The sequence below is a fragment of the Actinomadura fibrosa genome (assembly GCF_900659615.1).
Taxonomy (GTDB): domain Bacteria; phylum Actinomycetota; class Actinomycetes; order Streptosporangiales; family Streptosporangiaceae; genus Spirillospora; species Spirillospora fibrosa.
Genome location: NZ_CAACUY010000052.1, coordinates 1 through 17,758, shown reverse-complemented (window position 1 = coordinate 17,758; position 17,758 = coordinate 1). Strand labels below are relative to the sequence as shown.

General features: G+C 69.5%; 23 protein-coding genes. 11 read left to right on the top strand and 12 right to left on the bottom strand.

What is annotated here, in order from left to right; all coding sequences use genetic code 11:
- The first annotated feature begins 126 nt into the window (after nt 1-126).
- The 4 genes from E1300_RS19615 (at nt 127) to E1300_RS19600 (ending at nt 4,470) form a co-directional block, all read left to right on the top strand.
- The gene (locus tag E1300_RS19615) at nt 127-2,010 is read left to right on the top strand and encodes an ABC transporter ATP-binding protein (protein ID WP_131758478.1); all 1,884 of its coding nucleotides are present in this window, start codon (nt 127-129) and stop codon (nt 2,008-2,010) included.
- A gap of 761 nt (nt 2,011-2,771) precedes the next feature.
- Nucleotides 2,772-3,449: an MIP/aquaporin family protein gene (locus E1300_RS19610; protein ID WP_131758477.1), complete on the top strand. Its 678-nt coding sequence runs from the start codon at nt 2,772-2,774 to the stop codon at nt 3,447-3,449.
- Nucleotides 3,446-3,937, top strand: a complete 492-nt coding sequence (locus tag E1300_RS19605; protein ID WP_131758476.1) for an SLOG cluster 4 domain-containing protein — start codon at nt 3,446-3,448, stop codon at nt 3,935-3,937. The genes E1300_RS19610 and E1300_RS19605 overlap by 4 nt, the downstream gene beginning before the upstream one ends.
- A 29-nt stretch (nt 3,938-3,966) precedes the next feature.
- Nucleotides 3,967-4,470 (top strand): hypothetical protein, encoded by a 504-nt coding sequence (locus E1300_RS19600; RefSeq protein WP_131758475.1) that lies wholly within the window; start codon nt 3,967-3,969, stop codon nt 4,468-4,470.
- 10 nt (nt 4,471-4,480) lie between these two features.
- Here E1300_RS19600 and E1300_RS19595 read toward each other — a convergent pair whose 3' ends face one another.
- From E1300_RS19595 to E1300_RS19580, 4 genes are read right to left on the bottom strand one after another with little or no spacing between them, the layout of a single operon-like run.
- Nucleotides 4,481-5,041: a hypothetical protein gene (locus E1300_RS19595; protein ID WP_131758474.1), complete on the bottom strand. Its 561-nt coding sequence runs from the start codon at nt 5,039-5,041 to the stop codon at nt 4,481-4,483.
- On the bottom strand, nt 5,041-5,235 hold the full coding sequence (locus E1300_RS19590; RefSeq protein WP_306440663.1) for a DUF397 domain-containing protein: 195 nt from the start codon (nt 5,233-5,235) through the stop codon (nt 5,041-5,043). The genes E1300_RS19595 and E1300_RS19590 overlap by 1 nt, the downstream gene beginning before the upstream one ends.
- A gap of 37 nt (nt 5,236-5,272) precedes the next feature.
- Nucleotides 5,273-5,449 (bottom strand): DUF397 domain-containing protein, encoded by a 177-nt coding sequence (locus tag E1300_RS19585; RefSeq protein WP_131758472.1) that lies wholly within the window; start codon nt 5,447-5,449, stop codon nt 5,273-5,275.
- A complete protein-coding gene (locus E1300_RS19580; RefSeq protein ID WP_131758471.1) occupies nt 5,440-6,219 on the bottom strand; it encodes a helix-turn-helix domain-containing protein in 780 nt (259 codons plus the stop codon). Before E1300_RS19580 ends, E1300_RS19585 begins: the two co-directional genes overlap by 10 nt.
- Nucleotides 6,220-6,344: 125 nt before the next feature.
- On the opposite strand from E1300_RS19580, the gene E1300_RS19575 reads away from it, so the two are divergent.
- The 3 genes from E1300_RS19575 (at nt 6,345) to E1300_RS19565 (ending at nt 8,111) form a co-directional block, all read left to right on the top strand.
- Complete coding sequence (locus E1300_RS19575; protein ID WP_131758470.1) at nt 6,345-6,734, top strand: ATP-binding protein; 390 nt, start codon at nt 6,345-6,347, stop codon at nt 6,732-6,734.
- Between the two features lie 82 nt (nt 6,735-6,816).
- Entirely contained in the window at nt 6,817-7,488 is a 672-nt protein-coding gene (locus tag E1300_RS19570; RefSeq protein ID WP_131758469.1) for a hypothetical protein, read from the top strand.
- 203 nt (nt 7,489-7,691) lie between these two features.
- Nucleotides 7,692-8,111, top strand: coding sequence for a hypothetical protein (locus E1300_RS19565; protein ID WP_131758468.1), 420 nt, complete (start codon nt 7,692-7,694; stop codon nt 8,109-8,111).
- Between the two features lie 85 nt (nt 8,112-8,196).
- On the opposite strand, the gene E1300_RS19560 is transcribed toward E1300_RS19565, so the two are convergent.
- From E1300_RS19560 to E1300_RS19550, 3 genes are all read right to left on the bottom strand, one after another.
- Entirely contained in the window at nt 8,197-8,670 is a 474-nt protein-coding gene (locus E1300_RS19560) for a plasmid mobilization protein (protein ID WP_131758467.1), read from the bottom strand.
- On the bottom strand, nt 8,667-8,969 hold the full coding sequence (locus E1300_RS19555; protein ID WP_131758466.1) for a BrnT family toxin: 303 nt from the start codon (nt 8,967-8,969) through the stop codon (nt 8,667-8,669). The genes E1300_RS19560 and E1300_RS19555 overlap by 4 nt, the downstream gene beginning before the upstream one ends.
- Before the next feature lie 186 nt (nt 8,970-9,155).
- On the bottom strand, nt 9,156-9,884 hold the full coding sequence (locus E1300_RS19550) for an SDR family oxidoreductase (RefSeq protein WP_131758465.1): 729 nt from the start codon (nt 9,882-9,884) through the stop codon (nt 9,156-9,158).
- Between the two features lie 74 nt (nt 9,885-9,958).
- Between E1300_RS19550 and E1300_RS19545 the strand changes: the two genes are divergently transcribed.
- Complete coding sequence (locus E1300_RS19545; RefSeq protein WP_131758464.1) at nt 9,959-10,336, top strand: MerR family transcriptional regulator; 378 nt, start codon at nt 9,959-9,961, stop codon at nt 10,334-10,336.
- 150 nt (nt 10,337-10,486) lie between these two features.
- Nucleotides 10,487-10,774: a hypothetical protein gene (locus E1300_RS19540; RefSeq protein ID WP_131758463.1), complete on the top strand. Its 288-nt coding sequence runs from the start codon at nt 10,487-10,489 to the stop codon at nt 10,772-10,774.
- 5 nt (nt 10,775-10,779) lie between these two features.
- Here E1300_RS19540 and E1300_RS19535 read toward each other — a convergent pair whose 3' ends face one another.
- Genes E1300_RS19535 through E1300_RS19520 form a run of 4 tightly spaced genes read right to left on the bottom strand, consistent with a single transcriptional unit; the run spans nt 10,780 to nt 14,765 of the window.
- The gene (locus E1300_RS19535) at nt 10,780-11,706 is read right to left on the bottom strand and encodes an ROK family protein (protein WP_242619249.1); all 927 of its coding nucleotides are present in this window, start codon (nt 11,704-11,706) and stop codon (nt 10,780-10,782) included.
- Complete coding sequence (locus tag E1300_RS19530) at nt 11,703-12,566, bottom strand: carbohydrate ABC transporter permease (protein ID WP_131758462.1); 864 nt, start codon at nt 12,564-12,566, stop codon at nt 11,703-11,705. The genes E1300_RS19535 and E1300_RS19530 overlap by 4 nt, the downstream gene beginning before the upstream one ends.
- Nucleotides 12,563-13,513 (bottom strand): carbohydrate ABC transporter permease, encoded by a 951-nt coding sequence (locus E1300_RS19525; RefSeq protein WP_242619248.1) that lies wholly within the window; start codon nt 13,511-13,513, stop codon nt 12,563-12,565. Before E1300_RS19525 ends, E1300_RS19530 begins: the two co-directional genes overlap by 4 nt.
- Nucleotide 13,514: 1 nt before the next feature.
- Complete coding sequence (locus tag E1300_RS19520) at nt 13,515-14,765, bottom strand: extracellular solute-binding protein (protein WP_131758461.1); 1,251 nt, start codon at nt 14,763-14,765, stop codon at nt 13,515-13,517.
- Nucleotides 14,766-15,144: 379 nt separating this feature from the next.
- On the opposite strand from E1300_RS19520, the gene E1300_RS19515 reads away from it, so the two are divergent.
- Both E1300_RS19515 and E1300_RS19510 read left to right on the top strand, forming a co-directional pair.
- Nucleotides 15,145-15,945 carry an SRPBCC family protein gene (locus tag E1300_RS19515; protein ID WP_131758460.1) on the top strand — a complete coding sequence of 267 codons (801 nt, stop codon included), beginning with the start codon at nt 15,145-15,147 and terminating at the stop codon, nt 15,943-15,945.
- A gap of 85 nt (nt 15,946-16,030) precedes the next feature.
- Nucleotides 16,031-17,050 carry an SRPBCC family protein gene (locus E1300_RS19510; protein ID WP_131758459.1) on the top strand — a complete coding sequence of 340 codons (1,020 nt, stop codon included), beginning with the start codon at nt 16,031-16,033 and terminating at the stop codon, nt 17,048-17,050.
- Between the two features lie 45 nt (nt 17,051-17,095).
- Here E1300_RS19510 and E1300_RS19505 read toward each other — a convergent pair.
- The coding region (locus tag E1300_RS19505; RefSeq protein ID WP_131758458.1) for a helix-turn-helix transcriptional regulator at nt 17,096-17,758 on the bottom strand (663 nt) is incomplete at its 5' end.

The window sequence follows — 17,758 nt, the reverse complement described above, 5'->3', positions numbered from 1 at the left end:
GGATTTTGTCGTACCCGTGTGTGACCGTGGAAACGGTCCGAGCTTGACCTCAACCAACCTTGAGGTTCCACCATGGTCCTACGGAGTCCCCGAAGATCGACGAGTATGACGGAGCGGCGGTAACCGATGGACATGGAAGTGACCGCGTGGATGTCCCTCCACCACGCGATGAACGCCAAGAACGACAGCAGGCCCTTCTCCCGGGCGACGCTCGCGCGGATCAGCCGGTTCGCCCGCCCCCACAGACGCCTGCTGGTCGCGTTCCTGCTGCTCAGCGTCGTGATGGCTGTTCTCGCGGTCGCGACCCCCGTGCTCGCGGGACGGGTCGTCAACGCGATCGTCGACCACTCCGACAGCTCCATCGTGATCCGCCTGGCGATCCTGATCGCGGTGCTGGCGCTCGCCGAGGGCGGCCTCGGGCTGCTGAACCGGTGGCTTTCGGCCCGCATCGGCGAGGGACTGATCCTCGACCTGCGCACCGCCGTCTTCGACCACGTCCAGCGGATGCCCGTCGCGTTCTTCACGCGCACCCGCACCGGCGCGCTCGTCAGCCGCCTCAACAACGACGTCATCGGCGCGCAGCGCGCGTTCAGCGACACCCTCTCCGGCGTAGTCAGCAACCTCGTGACGCTGCTGCTGACCTTCGCGGTGATGGTCGGCATCTCCTGGCAGATCACCCTGCTCGCGCTGCTGCTCCTGCCCGTCTTCGTGCTGCCCGCCCGCCGCATGGGCACCCGCCTCGCGCGCCTCGAACGCGAGGCCGCCGCGCACGACGCCGCGATGAGCACCCAGATGACCGAGCGGTTCTCCGCGCCCGGCGCCACCCTCGTCAAGCTGTTCGGACGGCCGTCCCGCGAGTCCGCCGAGTTCGCCGCCCGCGCCCGCCGCGTCCGCGACATCGGCGTCCGCACCGCGATGGTCCAGCACGTCTTCATCACGGCCCTGACCATGGTGTCCGCGCTCGCCCTCGCGCTCGTCTACGGTCTCGGCGGCTGGTTCTCGCTGCGCGGCGACCTCGACGCCGGCGCCGTCGTCGCGCTGGCCCTGCTGCTCACCCGCCTCTACGCCCCGCTGACCGCCCTCGCCAGCGCCCGCGTCGAGGTGATGAGCGCCCTCGTCAGCTTCGAGCGCGTCTTCGAGGTCCTCGACCTGGAGCCCCTCGTCGCCGAGAAGCCCGAGCCCCGCACCGTCCCGGACGGCCCCGTCGCGGTCGAGTTCGACCGGGTCCGCTTCGCCTACCCGTCCGCCGACAAGGTCTCGCTGGCCTCGCTCGAAGAGGTCGCCACCCTCGACACCCGAGGCGGCGTCGAGGTCCTGCACGAGGTGTCCTTCCGCGCCGAGCCCGGCCAGACGGTCGCGCTCGTCGGCTCGTCCGGCGCCGGGAAGTCCACCATCGCGCAGCTCCTGCCGCGCCTGTACGACGCCGACTCCGGCGCGGTCCGGATCGGCGGCGTCGACGTCCGCGACCTCAGCTTCGCCTCGATCCGCGACACCCTCGGCATGGTCACCCAGGACGGCCACCTGTTCCACGAGTCGATCCGCGACAACCTGCTCCTCGCCCGTCCCGAGGCCACCGAGGAGGAACTCTGGGACGTCCTGCGCCGCGCCCGCCTCGACACCCTCATCAAGGGCCTGCCGGACGGCCTCGACACCATCGTCGGCGAGCGCGGCTACCGGCTGTCCGGCGGCGAGCGCCAGCGCCTCACGATCGCCCGGCTGCTGCTCGCCCGCCAGCGCGTCGTGATCCTCGACGAGGCCACCGCCCACCTGGACTCCACGTCCGAGGCCGCCGTCCAGGAGGCCCTCGCCGAGGCGCTCGACGGCCGCACCGCCGTGGTCATCGCGCACCGCCTGTCCACCGTCCGCGCCGCCGACCTGATCCTCGTCGTCGAGGCCGGACGCATCGTCGAGCGCGGCACCCACACCGAGCTCCTCGCCGCGGGCGGCCGCTACGCCGAGCTGTACCGCACCCAGTTCGCCGACCAACCCCCACTGGAACCGGTCGCCTGAACCGCCACCCGTACGAGCGGCCCGGGACGTTCCCGCCCCCGTCCCCGCCCCGCGCAAAACGCCTCACCCAAGCGCCCCGGCCCGCCCGTCCCCCGGCAGAACGCCCCACCCAAGCGCCCCGGCCCGCCCCGAAGCGGCCGGGGCGCCCAAGCGACCGCGCCACCCGAACGCACCCGCCCACGACTCCAGCACGTTCGATGACCCGCCCCCGCCCACGACTCCAGCGCGTTCGATGACCCGCCTCGCCCCCAAGACCACCGGTGACGCGCCCCCACCCCCAAAACCAGTGGTGACGCGCCTCCGACTCCAAGACCAGCGGTGACGCGCCCCCGACTCCAAGACCACCGGTGACCCGCCTCCGGGATCCCCGAGATCGCGGTGTCCGGCGCGGGGGCCCGCGGGACCGGTGTCCGGTGCGGCCCTGCGGGACCGGTGTCCGGTCCCGAGGCCATCGGCGGCGACCGACGTCCGACCGAGGTCCGGCCGACGTCCGACCGACCTCCGACCGACGTCCGGCCGACGTCCGGCCGACGTCCGGCCGGCGTCCGGTCCCAGGACCACCAGTGGCCCCGGGATCGAACTCCTTTCCGTCAACGTCGATCATTTCGTCGTCAGAAAGGCACCGGAGCGACGCCGACGTGCATTGGAACGCTCCGGTTCAACGGAGCCGCTTCCGGTCAAGAAAATGCTATTCCCCGGGAGTTCTGTCATGTTCGGAGGTACAGAGCGGAATTGGCGTGCGCGGAGGGGAGAGATCAGCCGTGCGCAATTATCTCACCGAGTTCATCGGTACGTTCTTTCTCGTCTTCACGGTGGGCTGCACCGTCCTCGGGAAGGTGCCGCTGGCGCCGCTCGCCATCGGCGCCGTCCTGATGGTCATGGTCTACGCGGGCGGGCACATCTCCGGCGGCCACTACAACCCGGCCGTCACCCTGGCGGTCCTCGTCCGCGGCCGCATCGCGCCCGGGGACGCCGCCGCGTACTGGGTCGCCCAGGTCGTCGCCGGCGTCCTCGCCGCCCTCACGGCCGACTACATCGTCAACCCTGGCCCGGTGGCGGAACTCTCACCGACCGGACGCGGCATCGGGGTCGCGCTGCTCGCCGAGGCGCTGTTCACCTTCGCGCTCGCCTTCGTCGTCCTCAACGTGGCCACCAGCCGCGACCACCCGGTCAACAGCTTCTACGGGCTGGCCATCGGCTTCACCGTGGCCGCGGGAGCCTTCGCGGTCGGCGGCGTCTCCGGCGGCGCGTTCAACCCGGCGGTCGCGCTCGGCGCGGCGACCATGGGCCTGTTCGCCTGGTCGAAGATCTGGATCTGGCTGCTCGCCGACCTCGCCGGCGCGGCCGTCGCCGCCGGGATCTTCCTCGTGCTGAACCCCGAGGACCACGGCACCCCCGTGGAGACCTCGCCGGCCGAGCCCACGCCCGTCGGATCATGACGGTCCCGATCCAGGTGGCGGTCTGCGGACCGCGCGACTGCACCGACGACGACTGGGTCAACGCCCACGAGGTCGGCGTGCTCCTCGCCCGCCGCGGCGCGGTCGTGATCTGCGGCGGTCACCGCGGAGTGACCGCCGCGGTCGCCGCCGGCGCCAAGTCGGCGCGCGGCACGGCCGTCGGCATCCTCGCCGGGACCGACCGGGACGGAGCGGGTCCCGACCTATCGGCCGTCGTCCCGACCGGCCTCGGCGACGCCCGCGACACCGTCATCGCCGGAGCCGGGGACGCCCTCATAGCCGTCGGCGGATCCTGGGACACGCTCGCCACGATCGCGCGGACCGTCCACCACGGGCGGATCCCGGTCGTCCAGCTCGGGGAATGGCATTTCACCGAGGAATTCCACCGGCAGCTCCCCGGCGTCCTCTATGCGAAGACACCCGCGGAGGCGATCTCACTGACGGGCCTCTGGCCGTCCGCACTGCCCTGAAAAACCGGACGCGGCGATAAGGTCGCCGGGTGGGAGACCTCTACGAAGTCGTGCTGGCGATCGACCTCCGCCCCGACGTCCCCGACGCGGAACTCGCCGAACTCCGGTGGCACGTGAACGGAGGCGAACGTCCCGCCGACCTGCCGATCGGCAGCGGCAACTACCTGGCGACCTACCCCCTCGGCGACCCCGAGGACCCCGACTGCGAATGGGAGACCCCCGACCCGGACCCCGCTTTCGCGGACCGCGGTTTCAGCCGCGCGATCGGCGGCGCCCTGGTCGCCGATCTGGTCGAGCGCAAGCACCCACGCGGCTGGGCGCTGACGGTACGCCAGGAGATGCACCCGGACGAGTTCTACCTGCTCCGAACCCTCCTGACCTGGCTCATCACCGTCTCGTCCAATCCCCGACTCGACTACTTCGCCGGCTATCTGCGTTTCTGTGAGAGCACCGAGATCACACCGCTCATCGTCGAGGACGGCCGCCTGCGCGTCCCCGAGGAGATCGAGTCCCACACCCCCTACTGGCAGTGACGCCCTTCGCTCACCGCAACGCCAACGAGACGAGCGCCGCCGCGAAAATAGCGAGCAGAAAGACCTGAGCGATGAGCAGATAGCGGGAGCGATGGCGAACCGCCACCGGCGCCCGCCCACCGCCCGGACGCGAGCAGAGATCCGAAAGACGGCGGTCGAACTCGTCACTCCGGATGAGCAACCCGGCCCGCGGCGCCGCCAGGGATATGCGCGCTCCGTCATCGATCACGACCTGCACGAACCGCCCGAACGGCGTCGGCACGACCTCGAACCTCTCGGCCTGCTCCCAGGTCACCCGCGCGACCCGTCCGACCAGACGGTTGTACAGCCCGTCCGGCCACACCTCGGTGAACCCCCGGACCGTGATCGCCAAGCTCCGGACGCAGACCAGCGTCACCACCGCCCCGACAAAAACCAAAATCGTGCCGATGGCATGCGCGTCCGCATTCCGCCCGGCGGTCTGGACGCGCAATACCTCAGCCGCCACGCCGAGTACCGGCCCAACAGCGGTAAGCAACACGACCTGGACGAACGGACGCCGTGAGGGAGCCAACCGCAGCGGTTCCGGCATTACTCGGACTGGAATCCTGGAGAGCCCGAGGTCAACGCGTCCAGAACATCGCGCAAGGCAGCCGAAGTGATCATGAGCCGAGGCCCGTCCGGATCCTTGGAGTCCCGCACCGCGACGGCCCCACCGACCCGAGCCACCTCCACACACGCATCGCCTTGGGCGTCGCTCCGCCGCGACTTGCGCCACTCGACCACGTCCACGATCGGTCCGCCTTCCGGGAACCAGGTGAGATCAGTGCTTGAGATCCGCCAGGAACGCCCGGAAGGCGCTCCGGTCGAGAGTCAGATGCCCACCCTCGGGATCCTTGCTGTCCCGGACGCCGATGCCATCACCCAGCGCGGCGACCTCCACGCACGCATCACCTTGTGAGCCGCTCCGCTGGGATTTCCGCCATCTGATCAGCTCCATCGGACGACCGCCTTCCGTATGCACTCGATGCTCTCGTCCGCGTTCATGGCGTGAGCCTGGATGCTTGAGAATTGGCTGACGATGTACAAGATATCGCTCGGGTCATCCGTGGTCACCCCGCCTCGGGCGTTGCACATGTAGAGCAATTCCTCGCCGGTGCTCTGGCTCGCCAGATTGAATGACCCGTCCAGTTCCCAGTATCGGCCGGTGGGGGCGATCTGTAGTGCGACGTTCGGCATCCGCGCGACCTCTATGAGGCGCTCGCACTGCGCCTTCATGAGGGACGCGCCGCCGACGTCGGCGTACAGGATCGGCTCGCTGAGCACGACGCTGACTTGCGGCGGGTTCTGGCGCTTCAGGATCGCCTGGCGCTTGAGACGGGCTTCGACGGCCTGCTCCGAGTCGAGCAGAGCATGCATGTACGCCTCGATCTGGAAGAGGCCGAACACGGCCGTGAGCTCGAAGGCGCGGAGGAGTGCGGCCGTCGACTCCGCCTTGGGGTAGTCGCTGAAGTACTTGGGGTACGCGGCAGAGCGCAGGAGGTCGTCCCACGCGTCCGCGAGGGTGGGGGCGCAGTCCATGGCCTTGTCCAGCCGTCCGGCGAAGTCCTCACGGCACCGAGTGGTGCCGAGCTCGACTTGAGCGATGTAGGAGCGGCTGCACGTCACGAGTTTGGCCAGTTCAAGCCGGGTAAGCGCTCGATCTTGGCGGACGCGGGCGACTTCGACGCCGAAGGCCAGCGTGTGGGGAGTTGGCTTCCTGGTCACCATGGGGGGTCCTCTCCGGCGTCACCTGGTGACACCGACATCTTTGTGAGCTGTCGCTTCTCCGCTGACATTACGCCTTGGAGTTCATCCTGTGCGCAGAGTCACAAAAGATAGGGAGGTGATCGTTTATGGCGGAGCCCGCGGCGATCGTGGTGAAGGCCGAGCTGCCGTCGATCAGGCAGGCGCGCGAGTTCGTCGCGCTGGTCTTCGGGGCGTGGGGGCTTGAGGACTACGTGGCGAAGACGGTGGTCAGTGAGATCACCACGAACGCGATCCGGCACGGGTCGCGTGAAGGGGATCCGGTGGTCGTGCGGGCTTACCGCAAGGAGGACGGTGCCGCGGTGGTGGAGGCGTGGGACCGGTCCGACGCTCCGCCGGTCCTCCGGCCGGTCGACCTTGCCGCCGAGAACGGGCGGGGGCTGCTGCTGATGGACGCCCTCGTGCGTCGCTGGGGGACGCGTCCCCTGAGTGAAGGCGGCAAGGTGGTCTGGGCCGAAATCGAACCCGTCCGCGCCTGATGCTTTATAGGCCTCGGGATCACTCGATGATGGGTGTCCCCAAGGACGTGCGGTGTGCGGTGCCGCTGACGGGAGTGGGCGGATGGCTGACGATACGCCTGACCTCGTGCTTCGCCGGCTTGCCGACCTCGATCCGTCCTCGCGCAGGCAGTGGCTTCTGGACCACCAGCCGGTGGGCGTCAGTCCCTTCCACTGGTGGCTGGGCCTCATCGAGGCGGCCGTTCAGTGTGTGCGCTACCGGTGGGCCGGATGGCGGTTCGACGGTCCGGCCGTCGATATGGAAGTTGTCGCTTTGCTCGTCGAATGTGCGCTGGGACGGGGGCTCCCCCTGGTGCACGCAGTCGATGACCTGGTTCTGCTGTCGAGGTCGGCGCTGGAAGCTGGTTACGCGATGACGGAACTTCCTGCGATCCTTCGGCCCGACGAGATCGCACAGCGGACTCTCGGCGGCTTCCCGATGAGCCGCCAGGAGGCGGCCGACCGCGCCGCCCATCTTCGCTCGATCACGTTGACCGAGGATGACTTCGTCCGTCCCGGCGAGGACATTGCTGTCTCCCTGCGGGACCTGTCCGGCACCGACGAGTACCGGAGCGCGCGAGAACTCCTCGACATGGAACGGGCGCTGACCCGCATCGCACCCATTGTCGATCTCATCGTGGACGCGGGATTGGCAGCGGAGGTGCGCGCCTGGCGCGATGTCGTGCCCGACCTGGAAACGGTCTCGGAATCATGGCCGACAGGCTTGTCCGGCTAAGCCGTGGTGCGGCTCGGGTTGCTTGTGCGAGGGTCGGCCTGCACGATAGGCGCCATGGCTAGCAGGAAGGGCGGTTTCCGCCCAGGACGATGACGTCCCCCGGCGCAGGGTCCGGGGAGCCCGTCGAAACGGATATCTCGCTCAAGTGGGAACTGCGCGGTGTCGGCTTGGCGGTCTGCGGGATCGGCGATCGGGACCGGCGCTTGAGCCTGGTGCCCACGGACCTGTGGGACGGATTCGCCGACCTCCTGTACGGGATGACGAACCTCTACGGGCCGCTGGCGACGAACCGCTTCTTCTTCGACCTTGGCGCGGACGAGGCTCGCTGGGTGACGCGCCGCATCGAACCCGGACCCGAGGTAGAAGTCACGGTGCTGCTGCTCAAAGACATGATGACCAGCCCGGACCTGCCCGACAGCGCCGGGGAGGTCATGTGGCGGTCACGACGGCCGCGGACGGCGTTCGCGCACGCGGCCATGAACGCCGCGCAGGCCGTCCTGGACGAGTACGGCGAGGACGGCTACCTCCGGTTGTGCTGCCACCCGTTCCCGACCAACGCCCTACTCGACCTACGTCGCCTGCACCGCCGCCTCGACGCCTGCGCGGCCTGCCATAGGACCTGACCCGCTGCCGGACGGCCGGGCCGAAACTCCGCCGAAGAGCACGGTGGTCGTGTAGTCCCCGCGGGTTCCTGAGGCGGTCGCAGGTCTACGCGCTTTCCCTGGCCCGGAGCGCTCGGCGTAGCAGCCGGTGCGCGGATCCGGGGTGGGACTCCGGTTCTGCTGCGTCCTGAACGGCGTTGAGAGCACCCTCCAGAGTGAGTGCCAGTTCGCGCATCGCTTCATGATCGACGGTCCACACGACCTCAGGGTCGGCGGAAAGCGCGGCTCTCGCGGCGACCAGGGCGGCATCCCTGATGAACGCCGAGACCTTCGTGCCGGTTGCCTCGGCGGCTTCGCGCAGGAGATCGGCCTCGGCATCGGACAGGCGCAGCGACTGAACGTTGACACGGTTGGGTACTGTTCCGGACTCGATCGCCTCGATGTACGCGGCGGCCTCGCCTCGTCGCTTCAGGTGGTGCTCGACCTCCTCGCTCTCGCTCATGCCCTTCAGGGGGCGGCGTACGAAGTCGGGCTTCGGCTTGGCTCTGGTTTCGGTCTCGTCTTTCATGTCATCGCTCATCGGGTGCTCCGGGGATCGTCATAGGCAGTGATCGGCCTGGCCCAATCAAGGAACTCCTGACCCCAGCGGTCGTAGAGCGGCCATTCGAAGATCACGATAATGCGCCTGCCCCCGTTCGTCTCCCCGGACATCATGAGACGTATCTCCTCATCGTCGCCGCCGGCGAGGAAGACCCGATGGGGATTGCGTACAGCTTGTTCGACCTGTTCAGGGGTGATGCCTCCGTGCCGGACGTGTCCGATGTTCGCCTCGTCCCAGTCGAGCTGGTCGGGGATCTTGTCGGGAGCCGCCTTCCTCATAGGCCCATGATGTATTACATGCTACCCGGCCGTGTACTACACGAACCATCTTCTCTGGCCGTGTTCGCTGATGGCACTCGGGTGGGCGGAACGTTTGGTGTCGGGGTGGGTGGTTGGGGTGGTGTGTGGTTGGGGTGGTGTTGTGCCCGGCCACGGGCTTGTGGCCGGGCTGGCTTGTTCGGGGTCTCAGGCTGCTATCAGGGCTGCCAGGGCGCGGTCCATGGCGGCGTTGAACTCTTCCGGCGCCAGCGGCAGGCGGGACTTGATGTCTCGGCTCCACTGGTCGGCGAGGACCTCGGCGGAGCCCGCCTCGACACCGTCGAGCGCCGCGTCGGCCAGGTCCGATGGCGCGATCTTGTCCACGGGCCAGCCCGCCGCCATGTCGGTGTCGGCCAGGCCGAGGTGGACCGCCGTGACGAGCGTGCCCTGCTCGGCGAGTTCCAGGCGGACGCCGTTGGTCATGGCCCAGGCGGCGGCCTTGGTCAGGTGGTAGGCGTTGGCGCCCTTGGTCCCGAACCACGACATGGCGGAGAGGACGTTGACGATCGCGCCTCCGCCGTTCCTGGCGAGCGCCGGCGCGAAGGCCCGGATCATCTCCAGGTGGCCGAACATGTTGGTTTCCAACTCGTGGCGCACCGCGTCCAGCGAGCCGGTCACCAGGTCGGTTCCCGTGCTGATTCCCGCGTTGTTGATGAGGAGCGAGACGTCCGGGGCGGCTTCGGCGGCGGCCCTCACGGACGCGGGATCGGTGATGTCGAGGGGCAGTACCTCGACGCCGGGCAGGTCCACGGTCTCCGGTCGGCGGGCCGTGGCGTAGACCTTGCTGGCGCCTCGTTCGAGCAGGCGCTGGGCGAAGGCGCGGCCCAGGCCGCGGTTGGCTCCGGTGACAAGGGCGACGGTGTTGTCTATGTTCATGGCCGGTACGCTAAAACCTGACGCTGGCGTCAGAGGCAAGGGCTGGTCGTCGGGGCCGGGGTGAAAGGGATCACATGACCGTCGCAGTGGCCGCAGCCGATCGGTTGATCCGCATCGGCGAGGTGGCGCGGGGTGCGGGCGTCTCGGTGCGCGCCGTGCGCTACTACGAGCAGCAGGGGCTGCTGGTCGCGGAGCGCAGCCCGTCCGGCCAGCGCCTGTACCGGCAGGACGCCATCCCCATGGTCCGCTTCTTCCAGCAGATGTTCGCCGCCGGCCTCACGAGCCGCAGGATCGCCGAACTCATGCCTTGCTGGGACTCCGGGCACACCGACGCCGACCAGCGGGCCATGCTGCGGGCCGAGCGCGAGCGCATCCAGGCCAAGATCGACGACCTGAAGGCCGCCCTGGACCGTCTCGACGAGGTCATCGCGATCACGGACACCCACCCGTAGGCGCCGGCCGTCGGCTCCGTTGCTGCGCGGAGTGGTGAATGCCGTCCCGTGAATCGGGTCAGGTTTGCGACAGTTCACGAAGACGGCGGCAGCCGTGGTTCTTACCGTTTTTCGTGACGGAAGACACCGACTGCGGGAGGGATCGTGCTTGTGAAGAGAATGGTTCGCCAGGCGTTGGTGGTCACTGCGGCGAGCGCGGCGATGGCGGCTGTCGCCGGGGTGTCCTCGGGAACGGCGTCCGCGTCCACCCTGGCGGCGAACTCCGCCGCTGGAGCCCCGGCCGCCATTACCCGGCCTGCGAACTGCGAGGGCCAGAGCACCTATTTCGTCCTTGAGCGCGAGAGCGCGTCGGGCGTGTTCTGGTATCGCGGCAACCTGGGCGACCTGCTCGTCACCAATATCTATATGGGCAGGAGCTTCAGCAGGATCTGCATTTGACCGTCTCACCTGGTCACGCGTTGGGCTAGGAGGGTGGCGCCGTGGACGGCGGCCTGGGGGCCTAGTTCCGCCCTGCGCAGGGGCGGGGGCGGGCGAAATGTCAGGCGGTCGGCCAGGCGGGACGCTAGAGGGTCGAGAAGGGCCGGGCCTGCCTCCGCCAAACCGCCGCCGAGGACGATCAGGGACGGGTCCAGGAGGAGGGTGGCGGTGGCCAGGCCGTCGGCCAGGGCGTCCAGTGCCTCGTTCCAGATCGTGGCGGCGTGCTCGTCGCCGGACGCGGCGCGGGCGATCACCTCCTCGGCCGAGGCCACCGGGGCGGCCGGGGTGTGGGTGACCTTTTCGGTCGAGGGCCGTGGGTCGGACGCGCGGCGGGCCAGGGCGGCGGCGGAGGCGTAGGTCTCCAGGCAGCCGCGGTTGCCGCAGGCGCAGGGGACGCCGCCGGGGCGGACGGTGATGTGGCCGAGTTCGCCGCTCCAGCCGGCGGCTCCGGGGTAGGGGGCGCCGCCGACGATGAGGGCGGCGGCGATGCCGGTGCCGATGGCGACGAAGAGGAAGTCGCCCGCGCCGCGTCCCGCGCCGAGGACGGCCTCGGCGAGACCGCCGGCGCGGACGTCGTGACCGATGGCGACGGGGACGCCGAGGCGTTCGGCGGCGAGGTGCAGCATCGGGACGTCCCGCCAGCCGAGGTTGGCGGAGTGGACGGCGGTGCCGGTGGCCTCGTCCACGATGCCGGGCAGGGCGATGCCCGCCGCGGCGGCGGGGGAGCCGGTGAGCTCCTCCGCGCGCGCGGCGAGGTGGGCGGCGAAGTCGAGGACGCCGCCGACGGGGTCGGCGCGGTCGGTCGCCCACGACTCGGCGGCGAGCGTGTCCGGGCCGTCGGTGATGGCGGCCTTCATGGTGGTGCCGCCGACGTCCAGGCCGATCAGCGTCACTTGACGGAGCCCGCGGTGAGGCCGCCGATCAGGTACCGCTCGATGAAGACGAACAGGATCACGACGGGGACGATGGCGATGAGGGACGTGGCGAACAGGAACTGCCAGTGCGCCTGGTACTGGGTGACGAAGGACGGGATCGCGACGGTCAGCGGGCGCCGGTCGGGGGACGCGGTGACCGTGAGGGCCACGATGTACTCGTTCCACGCCGAGATGAACGTGTAGACGACCGCGGTGACGACGCCGGGCAGGGAGATCGGCAGGGTGACGCGGGTGAGGGCGCCGACGCGTCCGGCGCCGTCCAGGAAGGCGGCCTCCTCCAGTTCCTTGGGGATGCTGGAGAAGTAGCCGTGCAGGATCCAGGTGCAGAACGGCAGGTTGAACGCCGCGTTGACCAGGATGAGCGCCAGCAGGGTGTCGGTGAGGTTCAGCGCGACCATCTCGCGGTAGATGCCGATGACGAGGGCGGTCGGCGCGAACATTTGGGTGATCAGGACGAGCAGGAGGAACGCGCCGCGGCCGCGGAAGCGGTTGCGGGCGGTGTAGTAGGCGGCGGGCATCGCGCACGCGAGGGTCACTGCGGTCGCGGCGGCCGCGACGACGAGGGAGACCCGCAGGTACGTCCAGACGGGCGCGGCGGACCACACGTCCACGAAGTTGGACCAGGTCCAGTGGTCGGGCAGGTAGGTGCCCGGCGACTTGGTCAGCTCGCGCTCCGGTTTCAGCGCGGTGACGAGCATTTGCAGGTACGGCAGCAGGAACGCGAGGGCCACGAGCCAGCCGACGCCGGTGAGGACGACCGTGCGGGTGCGCCGGGCGCCGCCGCGCGAGGCGCCGCCACGGCTGGACGGTGCGGTCATCGGACCTCCTCCCGCCAGCGGGACGCGCGCAGGTACAGCAGCACCATGACGAGGATCAGGACGAAGTTGACCACCGCCATGGCGGCGGACTCGCCGACGTTCTGGTCGTAGAAGGCGAGCTTGTACATGAAGGTGGTGGTGGTGTCGGTGGCGTGGCCGGGGCCGCCCCCGGTCATCGCCCAGATGATCGGGAAGCTGTTGAAGACGTTGATCACGTTGATGATGGAGGCGATCATGATGGCGGGCCGCAGCAGCGGCAGCGTGATGCCGAGGTAGGTGCGCAGCGGCCCGGCGCCGTCCACGCGGGCGGCCTCGTAGATCTCGGCGGGGATCGTCTGGAGGCCGGCGAGGATGACGAACGACGCGAACGGCAGCGAGACGAACACCGCGACCCACATCATCCACAGCATCGCCTCGCGCGGGTGGGCCAGCCAGTTCACCGGCTTGTCGATCACGTGCAGGTCGAGGAGCACGCGGTTGACGAGGCCGGAGTAGTTGTCCAGCATCCACTTCCAGATCAGCGAGGTCATCAGGACGGACGCGGCCCACGGGACGATGACCGCCCAGCGGACGACGCGGCGCCCGGGGAAGCGCGCGTTCAGCAGCTGGCCGAGGGCGAGCGACAGCGCCATCGTGACGATCACGATGCCGGCGACCCAGCCGAGCGTCCGCAGGATGACGGGGACGAGGTCCTCCTCGTCGAACAGGTCGGTGTAGTTGCCCGCGCCGCGGCCGCCGAGCGTCACCCCGGACGAGCTGATCTTCAGCAGCGAGGTGCGGACCATCTCGATGACGGGCCACACCACGACGACGGCGATGAGCGCGAGCGACGGGCCGAGCCACAGCAGCGGGGTGAGGGCGCGGCCGGCGCGGCGGAGGGGAGAGGGGCCGCCGGGCTCCGGGACCGGGGTCCCGGAGCCCGCCTTCTCGGGGATGACGTCCTGCAACTCAGCCGCTCTTCTCGGCCGTCTTCTGGATGCCGTCCAGGACCTTCTTCGGGTCCTTGTCGGCGACGGAGCCGCCGAGGTCCTGCTTCACCGCGCCCGCGACGGCCGTCCACGCCGGGTTGCTGGTCGGCGCGAACTTCGAGGTGGGCAGCGCGTCGACGAACTGCTTCATGTACGGGTCGGCGCTCAGCGCGTCGCCGGCCGACTTGGTCACCGGCAGGAAGCCCTCCTTGGTGAGGAACTTCGAGGTGTTCTCCCGCTGGTAGAAGTAGTCGAGGAACTTCTTGACGGCCTCCTTGTTCTTGCCGTCGTTCTTCTTGAACGCGGCGAGGACGTCCATGACGCCGAGCGTGTTGTGCTCCGAGCCGCTCTTGCTCGGCAGCGGCGCGACGCCGAAGTTCAGGCTCTTGTTGACCGGGTCGATGAAGCCCGCCTTCGTGAACGGGCCGCCGATCGCCATTCCGATCTTCCCCTGCGCGAACTGGTTGAACACCGTCTTGCGGTCGGTGGACTCCGGGTTCGGCTGGGTCAGGCCGGCCTTGTTGAGGCCCTTGAGGAAGGTGAGCGTGTCGACGTTGGCCGGCTGGTTGATCACCCATTTGCCGGACGCGTCGACCCAGCCGCCGCCGTTGTTCATCGCCCAGGAGAAGAACTCCGCCTGCGATTCCTCGGGGCCGAGCGGCAGCCCGTACCCGATGGACCCGGCCTTCTTGATCTTCTCGGCGTCGGACTTGACCTCGTCCCAGGTGGCGGGCGGGTTCGTGATGCCGGCCTTCTTGAAGAGGTCCTTGTTGTAGAAGAGGAGGCGGGCGCTGGAGATGAACGGGAGGCCGTACTGCTCGCCGTTGTACTTGGCCTGCTCGACGAAGGTCGGGGTGAAGTCGCTGAGGACGGCCGGCGACACGACGTCGGACGCCTTGTAGATGAGGCCGTCCCGGGCGAAGTCGGAGAAGGCGTTGTAGTTCAGGACGTCGGGGACCTGCTTGGTCTGGACGTAGGTCTTCACCTTCGCGTCCATCTGGGTCCAGTCGACCATCTCCAGCCGCACCTTGTAACCGGAGTTCTTGGCCTCGAAGTCCTTGATGAGGCCGTCCCAATAGGGTTTGGTGTTGTCGTCGTAGATGGCCGCGACGAACGTGATGCTCTTGCCGTCGGAGCCGCCGTCGTCCGACGAGCTCCCCTTGCCGCAGCCGCTCACGCCGAGGGCCACCGTCAGGCCCGCCGCGATGGCGCCGATGAGGTGCCGCTTCATCTGTCCCCGCCTTCCCCGCTCGCTTTCGCGCATGCAGAATTGTGCGCGGTGCGATTGTTCGCTGAGCACGAATGCGCGTGGCCCCCGAAGATAAAAGCTGGTCCGTACCAGTACAAGGGGCCGATTACGCAAGAGTCTTAACTGTTATCCGGCGGCGTTGGCGGGGCGCCGTGGTCCGGTGTGCACGCTGGGGTGGTCCGGTTCGATCGGTTTATGTGTCCGATCATTCACTCTCGGCACACGGCGGCGCGCGGGCACGATCCGTGATCGTTCAATCGCGCGGCGAGAAACGCGCGACCCTGGCCTGGATGCTGTTTTGCCGTTCCTTGTACGGGTAATCCGGCGCAGTAACCCGATCGGACGACGAGGTGAAGAGGGCATGAACTTCCGGACGGGCCTGGCCGCCGGCACGGCCGCCGGCGCCGCGGGCGCGGGCGCCTACCTGGCCGTGCGGCGGGCCGGCGGGCGGCTGGCGCGCAGGCTCGTCGCACGGTACGAGAAGAAGCTGGAGCGGACCGTCCGGCGGCTGACCGCCGAGGCGGAGCAGGGCGGCCCGATGGTCAAGGCCGCCCTCGCCGGCGCGAAGGCGCTCTACGAGGGCAAGTCGCCGTTCCGGGCGCTGCTCAGCGCCGGCTGGACGGCGCTGAAGGAGGTCCTCTCCCGGCTGTTCGGCGGCGGCGGCAAGGGCAAGCTCACCAACATCGTCGAGGAGATCGACATCGGTGCCCCCCGGCGGCTCGTGTACGACCAGTGGACGCTGTTCCAGGAGTACCCGTCCTTCATGAAGAAGGTCGTCAGCGTCGACCAGGCGTCCGAGGAGAAGCTGAACTGGAAGGCGAGGATCTTCTGGTCCAGCCGCTCGTGGCAGTCGACGATCATCGAGCAGGTCCCGGACGAGCACATCGTCTGGCGCTCGAAGGCGGCCAAGGGCCAGGTGGACGGCACGGTCAGCTTCCACGAGCTGACGCCGAACCTGACCCGCGTCCTGCTCGTCCTGGAGTACCGCCCGCAGGGCCTGTTCGAGCGGACCGGGAACCTGTGGCGCGCCCAGGGCCGCCGCGTGCGGCTGGAGCTCAAGCATTTCCGCCGGCACGTCATGACGCATTCCCTGAACCACCCGGAGGAGGTCGAGGGCTGGCGCGGCGAGATCCGCGACGGCGAGGTCGTCACGGCCCCATGACACGACCCGAGACCGGCAGGACCGGTGCGGACAGACGCGAACGGAACCGGCAAGACCCCGAGAACGACAGCGGAGGTAACACGTGATGACGCGTGGTAAGACGGGCGTGCTGCCCGTCGGCAAGATCGCGAAGAAGCTGCCCATCGGCGGCCGCAGGAAGAGCAGGACCCCCGACCTGAGCAAGATCACCAAGGCGCTGCCCTCCGGGCTGCCCGGCGCGAAGGCGGCCGGCACCGCCGGCGGCGTCCTCCTCGGCGCCGGCGCCGCGGTCGCCGCCGGCCGGGCGATCAGCCGCCGCGGCAACGGCGGCTCGGACACCGAGCAGGAGAAGTCCGGCCCCGGCGCCGCCAAGGCCGCGACGGCCACCCCGGCCAAGAAGGGCGACACCGACGCCAAGAAGCAGGACGAGAAGTCCGGCGGCAAGGACGAGAAGCAGGGCAAGGGCCTGCTCGGCGGCCTGAAGGACACCGTCGCCAAGGTCTTCAAGCGCGGCGGCGGCAAGGGCGGCGCGAAGAAGGTCAAGGTCACCAACATCGTCGAGCACACCGACATCGGCGCGCCCCGGCAGCTCGTCTACAACCAGTGGACGCAGTTCCAGGACTTCCCGTCCTTCATGAAGAAGGTCGTCAGCGTCGACCAGGCGGACGAGAACAAGCTGAACTGGAAGGCCAAGATCTTCTGGTCCAACCGCACCTGGGAGTCCACGATCATCGAGCAGGTCCCGGACGAGCACATCGTCTGGCGCTCCAAGGCCCCCAAGGGCCACGTGGACGGCACGGTCAGCTTCCACGAGCTCACCCCGAACCTGACCCGCGTCCTGCTGGTCCTGGAGTACCACCCGCAGGGCTTCTTCGAGCGGACGGGCAACCTGTGGCGCGCCCAGGGCCGCCGCGTCCGGCTGGAGCTCAAGCACTTCCGGCGGTACGTCATGACCCAGTCCCTCACCCACCCGGACGACATCGAGGGCTGGCGCGGCGAGATCCACGACAGCGAGGTCGTCAAGACCCACGAGGAGGCGCTGGACGAGGAGAAGCGGGCCAGCAAGGAGAAGGACGAGAAGAAGGACCAGAACCTGGCCAAGTCGTCCTCCTCTTCGTCCCGGTAACGGCGCCCCCGGCGCTGGGACACCGCGTCCCGTGCTCGCGCTGGGCTAGTGGATCAGCCGGGCCAGCTCGACGCGGGACCGGATCCCGAGCCGGGTGAACACGTTGCGGAGATGGTGGTCGATCGTCCGGGGGCTGAGGAGGAGCCGCGCCGCGATCTCGCGGTTGGTGGCGCCCTCCGCGGCCATCCGGGCGATGTGGGCCTGCTGGGCCGTGAGCGTCCCGAAGCCGTCCGACCCGTCGGACGCGGCGGGCGCGCTCCCCACCCGGACCGGTTCCGGGACGGCCGGCGGGGCCACCGTGTCCCCGGCCGCGCGCAGCTCGGCGCGGGCCTGCGCCGCCCACGGACGGGCGTCGTAGCGCTCGAAGATCCGCAGGGCGGTGCGGAGGTGCTCGCGGGCCGCGCGGGGCCGCCGCCCCCGCCGCAGCCGGCGCCCGAACAGCAGCTCCGTGCGGGCGAGCTCGAACACCGCGTCGCCGGCCTCGTGGAGCCGCAGCGCCTCGGTGAAGTGCTCCTCCGCCTCGCTGTCGCGCTCGGCCAGCAGCGCCCGGCAGCGGTGCGCGAGCGCCTGCCGCGCGGGCGTTCGCGTCGCGTCCGACCAGCGGGCGAACTCCTCGAACGCGCGCGCGGCCCGGTCGGGATGCCCGGCCCGCACCAGCGCCTCGACGAGGTGCGGCGCGGCCAGCAGCCGCACCAGCGGATGCCCGAG

Coding starts and splice junctions, on each gene's coding strand:
- E1300_RS19615 (WP_131758478.1), top strand. CDS start 127: ATGGACATGGAAGTGACCGCGTGGATGTCCCTCCACCACGCGATGAAC.
- E1300_RS19550 (WP_131758465.1), bottom strand. CDS start 9,884: ATGAACATAGACAACACCGTCGCCCTTGTCACCGGAGCCAACCGCGGC.
- E1300_RS19595 (WP_131758474.1), bottom strand. CDS start 5,041: ATGCCGGAACCGCTGCGGTTGGCTCCCTCACGGCGTCCGTTCGTCCAG.
- E1300_RS19555 (WP_131758466.1), bottom strand. CDS start 8,969: ATGAGGAAGGCGGCTCCCGACAAGATCCCCGACCAGCTCGACTGGGAC.
- E1300_RS19560 (WP_131758467.1), bottom strand. CDS start 8,670: ATGAGCGATGACATGAAAGACGAGACCGAAACCAGAGCCAAGCCGAAG.
- E1300_RS19585 (WP_131758472.1), bottom strand. CDS start 5,449: ATGGAGCTGATCAGATGGCGGAAATCCCAGCGGAGCGGCTCACAAGGT.
- E1300_RS19570 (WP_131758469.1), top strand. CDS start 6,817: ATGGCTGACGATACGCCTGACCTCGTGCTTCGCCGGCTTGCCGACCTC.
- E1300_RS19605 (WP_131758476.1), top strand. CDS start 3,446: ATGACGGTCCCGATCCAGGTGGCGGTCTGCGGACCGCGCGACTGCACC.
- E1300_RS19510 (WP_131758459.1), top strand. CDS start 16,031: ATGACGCGTGGTAAGACGGGCGTGCTGCCCGTCGGCAAGATCGCGAAG.
- E1300_RS19515 (WP_131758460.1), top strand. CDS start 15,145: ATGAACTTCCGGACGGGCCTGGCCGCCGGCACGGCCGCCGGCGCCGCG.
- E1300_RS19580 (WP_131758471.1), bottom strand. CDS start 6,219: ATGGTGACCAGGAAGCCAACTCCCCACACGCTGGCCTTCGGCGTCGAA.
- E1300_RS19575 (WP_131758470.1), top strand. CDS start 6,345: ATGGCGGAGCCCGCGGCGATCGTGGTGAAGGCCGAGCTGCCGTCGATC.
- E1300_RS19520 (WP_131758461.1), bottom strand. CDS start 14,765: ATGAAGCGGCACCTCATCGGCGCCATCGCGGCGGGCCTGACGGTGGCC.
- E1300_RS19530 (WP_131758462.1), bottom strand. CDS start 12,566: ATGACCGCACCGTCCAGCCGTGGCGGCGCCTCGCGCGGCGGCGCCCGG.
- E1300_RS19545 (WP_131758464.1), top strand. CDS start 9,959: ATGACCGTCGCAGTGGCCGCAGCCGATCGGTTGATCCGCATCGGCGAG.